The organism is Thermosinus carboxydivorans Nor1, assembly GCF_000169155.1.
GTDB lineage: Bacteria > Bacillota > Negativicutes > Sporomusales > Thermosinaceae > Thermosinus > Thermosinus carboxydivorans.
In genome coordinates this window covers 1-3,606 of the sequence record NZ_AAWL01000047.1, presented here as the reverse complement: position 1 = coordinate 3,606, position 3,606 = coordinate 1, and the positions used below count along the sequence as shown (strand labels likewise).

Below are 3,606 nucleotides of genomic sequence, written 5' to 3'. Positions count from 1 at the left end.
GGGGCGAGCCGCGCCAGTTTGCCTGGGAGCCGCGGCCGCACTGGGAAATCGGCGAACGCCTGGGCATCCTCGACTTTGAGCGGGGCGGTAAGGTGACGGGGGCGCGCTTTACTTTTTACAAGGGGGCGGGCGCCCGCCTGGAACGGGCTCTCATCAACTTCATGCTTGACCTGCATACGCGCGAACACGGCTATACGGAATTCTTTCCGCCTTTCATCGTTAATGCCGACAGCATGGTCGGCACCGGACAGCTGCCGAAGTTTGCCCAGGACATGTTTAAACTGGAAGGCCTTGACTACTACCTCATTCCGACGGCGGAAGTGCCTGTCACCAATCTTCACCGCCAAGAGATTCTCGATGCCAAGGACCTTCCCCTGTACTATGCGGCTTACAGCGCCTGTTTCCGGGCGGAGGCGGGAGCGGCCGGCCGGGACACGCGGGGCCTCATCCGCCAGCACCAGTTCAACAAGGTAGAGCTGGTAAAGTTTACGCTGCCGGAAGAATCCTATAATGAGCTGGAGAAACTGACCAATAACGCCGAGCGGGTGCTGCAGCTCTTGGGTCTGCCGTACCGCGTCGTCCTTCTGTGTACCGGCGACATGGGCTTTGCCTCAGCCAAGACCTATGACCTGGAGGTGTGGCTGCCCAGCTTCAACCGGTACCGCGAAATTTCTTCCTGTTCTAACTTTGAGGATTTTCAGGCCCGCCGCGCCGACATCAAGTTCCGCCGCGACGCCAAGGCAAAGGCCGAATTTGTTCACACCTTGAACGGTTCCGGCGTGGCCATCGGCCGCACGGTCGCCGCGATTTTGGAAAACTACCAGCAGGAAGACGGCTCGGTGGTAGTGCCGGAGGTGCTGCGGCCGTATATGGGCGTGGAGGTTATTAAGGCATAACTTGACAATTATGGCAGGATAACGATAAAATTTAGAGAGAATTCCCGTGTCGTTTAGCATGACATCGACAAAGAATGAAAACTATTATTTAACCTCATACCTCATACATCATACATCATACTTCTCTATACTTCTATTTACCGTTTTCGAAGTAGACAATCATATAAATAATGGAACAGGTGCCCGTCCGGGCTTAATAGGGAAGACTGGTGCAAAACCAGCACGGTCCCGCCGCTGTGATGGGGAGCAAAGCTGCAATAAGCCACTGGGGATAGTCTCCCTGGGAAGGCGCAGATGCGCGATGATCCTAAGTCAGAAGAACTGCCTGTTCAACGATCACCGCTTTGACCCACGAGCGATGGGGAGGGGATTGCGCATGAATACGTCATAGCAAAATCTCTACCTTGGCACGGGGTAGGGATTTTTTGTTTGAGTTTTAACTTCTGGAAAAGGAAGGATACTAAATGAAAGCAATTGGGCTATTGGGGTATTTTTTTATTATAAGCGTAATAGCGCCAGCCGTGGCGCACGCCATGCACATTATGGAAGGGTTTTTGCCCAAAGAACAGGCGCTTCTTTGGGGGGCTGCCGTGATCCCATTTTTGGCGGCAGGGATAAGGCGCATCCGCGGCCTGCTGGCCGCACATCCTGAACGCAAGATGATTTTGGGACTGGCCGCCGCCTTTATTTTCGTATTATCAGCGCTCAAGATTCCCTCCGTTACCGGCTCGAGTTCGCATCCGACCGGGGTAGGACTGAGCGCTGTCCTCTTTGGTCCGGCCGTGTCGTCGGTACTAAGCGGCATTGTCCTCATCTTTCAAGCGCTGCTTTTGGCCCATGGCGGCCTTACCACCTGGGGGGCCAATACTTTTTCCATGGGCATCGCCGGCGCCTTTGTGGCCTGGGGCATTTTTAAAATAGCCTGCCGGGTGGGTTTGTCCGAAAAAATAGCCATTTTCTTAGCGGCAATGTTAGGCGACTGGGCTACCTACCTAGTAACGGCTGGGCAGTTGGCCTTGGCCTTTCCCGACGCGGTCGGCGGTGTTTGGGCCGCTTATGCGAAATTTCTCGGCATTTTTGCCCTTACCCAGCTGCCGTTAGCGGTGAGTGAGGGGATATTGAGCGTGGTTGTCTATAACACGCTTACCCGGTACGCCGCATTGGGCATGATTGATTTATGGTGGAACGAGCGGAGGAATCACGCATGAGAACTAGACAAAACGCCATCCTTGTAGCATTGGCGATTATTCTCGCCGTTTGGCCGCTGGTCTTCCAGCAAAATGCCGATTTCGGCGGTGCCGATGACAAAGTAAAGGATGTTATTGCTGGTATTCGCCCCGATTATCAGCCCTGGTTTACGAACTTGTGGGAACCGCCGTCAGCGGAAGTGGAAAGTTTCCTGTTTGCGGTGCAGGCCGCGCTGGGCGCCGGAATTATCGGCTACTTTTTCGGTTACCAGCGGGGAAAGGCGGGTAGGAAGTATGAGGTATGAGGTATGAGGTATGAAGTATGAGGTATGAAGTGGGAAGATAGTGATATATTGTGATAGTATTGCAGCTTGATTATTTTGCCTACAATAACCGCTTAAACCATGTCAGCATCGGCGAAAAGCTGCTGCTGGGCGGGGGCGCGCTTGGCCTGGCGCTGGTCTTGCCCCGGCCGGCGACATTGCTGGCGATCATCGTCCTTATGCACGGGGTTATGCTTTATGCCAAAATCCCTCCCAGCTATTTGCTGAGATTATGGTTGGCCCCGCTGGCCTTTTTGACCGTAAGTTTACTGACTGTGGTGGCAAGTGTGAGCACTAAGCCGTTTCCTGCTCTTTGGGCTGTAAAGGTTGGCGCTTATTATGCCGGTATTACCGCCGAAGGCATTGCTGCTGGCGCCCTACTGCTTCTGCGCAGTTTGGCGGCAGTGTCCTGTCTTTTTATGCTGGCGACAACCACGCCGGTAGGTCATATCGTCGCTTATCTGTCCCGGTTTCCTGGCATTAGGGTGGTTGCCGAAATTGCCTTGCTTGCCTATCGATTTATCTTTGTTGTCCTGGCTACGGCTGGCCAGATTTTCACCGCTCAACAATCCCGGCTTGGCTATGCCAATCCGCGGCGGGCTTTAGCGGCGCTCAGCCTGCTCGCCGCTAGCATTGGCCGCAAATCGTTCATTATGGCCGGCCAGCTGCATATCGCGCTGTTGGCCCGGAACTACCATGACCGGCTGGTGTTTCGCCAGCCGACGCTGCAGGTAAGCTTGGTACGCTTGACCGGCATTGCGGCGGTTTTGGCGGGAATAGCTGCAGCGGCATTTATTTAACATGACGAGGAAAACTTATGTCACAGCAACCAATTTTGGAACTGAAAAATATATCCTTTGGTTATCGCAAAGACAAACTGGTTTTGCGCGGCGTCAGCCTGACTATTCCAGCCGGCGCGCGCATTGCCCTAGTCGGGCCTAATGGCGCCGGCAAGTCTACTTTGTTTTTACATCTTAACGGCATTCTGCATCCTTTGTCCGGACAACTATTGTTTAAGGGCGAGCCTTACCGGTATTCCCGTGCGTTTACGACTTATCTGCGCCAAAAGATCGGGCTGGTGTTCCAGGATCAGGACACGCAGCTTTTTGCCGGCAGTGTTTTCGATGATGTGCTGTTTGGGCCGATGAATCTGGGCTTATCCCGGGGCGAAGCCGAGCGGCGGGCCGCCGCGGCGTTAGC

General features: G+C 54.3%; 5 protein-coding genes and 1 riboswitch. All 5 genes read left to right on the top strand.

Annotated features, from left to right (window positions below; all coding sequences use genetic code 11):
- The coding region (gene serS / locus TCARDRAFT_RS14420; protein ID WP_007290691.1) for a serine--tRNA ligase at nt 1–896 on the top strand (896 nt) is incomplete at its 5' end.
- A gap of 160 nt (nt 897–1,056) precedes the next feature.
- A riboswitch (cobalamin riboswitch) is annotated at nt 1,057–1,239 on the top strand.
- A gap of 121 nt (nt 1,240–1,360) precedes the next feature.
- The gene (locus tag TCARDRAFT_RS14415; protein WP_007290690.1) at nt 1,361–2,104 is read left to right on the top strand and encodes an energy-coupling factor ABC transporter permease; all 744 of its coding nucleotides are present in this window, start codon (nt 1,361–1,363) and stop codon (nt 2,102–2,104) included.
- Nucleotides 2,101–2,388: an energy-coupling factor ABC transporter substrate-binding protein gene (locus TCARDRAFT_RS14410; RefSeq protein ID WP_007290689.1), complete on the top strand. Its 288-nt coding sequence runs from the start codon at nt 2,101–2,103 to the stop codon at nt 2,386–2,388. Before TCARDRAFT_RS14415 ends, TCARDRAFT_RS14410 begins: the two co-directional genes overlap by 4 nt.
- 50 nt (nt 2,389–2,438) lie before the next feature.
- Nucleotides 2,439–3,206 (top strand): cobalt ECF transporter T component CbiQ, encoded by a 768-nt coding sequence (cbiQ, locus tag TCARDRAFT_RS14405; protein ID WP_007290688.1) that lies wholly within the window; start codon nt 2,439–2,441, stop codon nt 3,204–3,206.
- Nucleotides 3,207–3,223: 17 nt separating this feature from the next.
- A partial coding sequence (locus tag TCARDRAFT_RS14400) for an energy-coupling factor ABC transporter ATP-binding protein (RefSeq protein ID WP_040683519.1) occupies nt 3,224–3,606 on the top strand: 383 nt, incomplete at its 3' end.

Excerpts from the sequence above, each read along its gene's own strand:
- TCARDRAFT_RS14410 (WP_007290689.1), top strand. The coding sequence starts at position 2,101 with ATGAGAACTAGACAAAACGCCATCCTTGTAGCATTGGCGATTATTCTC.
- TCARDRAFT_RS14415 (WP_007290690.1), top strand. The coding sequence starts at position 1,361 with ATGAAAGCAATTGGGCTATTGGGGTATTTTTTTATTATAAGCGTAATA.